General features: G+C 27.8%; 1 protein-coding gene. It reads left to right on the forward strand.

Translation table 11 applies throughout. From position 1 onward, the window contains the following. Positions 1 to 291 precede the first annotated feature (291 nt). Positions 292 to 480 carry a 30S ribosomal protein S21 gene (gene rpsU / locus OU788_RS12685; RefSeq protein WP_133534602.1) on the forward strand — a complete coding sequence of 63 codons (189 nt, stop codon included), beginning with the start codon at positions 292 to 294 and terminating at the stop codon, positions 478 to 480. The last annotated feature ends 30 nt before the right edge of the window (positions 481 to 510 follow it).

The following is a 510-nucleotide window of genomic DNA, read 5'->3' on the forward strand; positions in this document are numbered from 1 at the left end:
TTTTTTTTATCAAAAAGAATTAGAACCTAGAATTCTTGTAGAGCCGATAAAGAAACCCTACCTTTGGCGCGTATTAATGTTCTATTCCTATTTCGGGAGAAAATCGACAAGTCTTTATACTATTTTTCTGTCTTATACTTCAGTTTTTTAGTCTTCAGTTGCTTTACAAAGCATTTTCATTAGAATTTTTAATCTAAAATAATATCATATAAAATCATGGACTGCATTGTATATGTGGGCTATGAGATAATTTGTATGATGTAAAATGTCTAATAATTAAAACCATGTCATATGTTAAGAATAGTTGTAAAAGAGGGTGAAAATATTGATAGAGCCTTAAAACGTTACAAACGTAAGTTTAGAAATGTAAAAGTTTTACAAGAGTTGAGAGAAAGAAAACAATATGTAAAACCATCAGTTACTAGAAGAGCACAAATTCAAAAAGCAGCTTACAAAGAGCAATTGTTTAAAGAAGAATAGTTCTGAAAATTATATAGAAAATAAAAAACG

Origin of the sequence: Tenacibaculum sp. L6 (assembly GCF_028823685.1) — a bacterium.
Classification (GTDB): Bacteria; Bacteroidota; Bacteroidia; order Flavobacteriales; family Flavobacteriaceae; genus Polaribacter.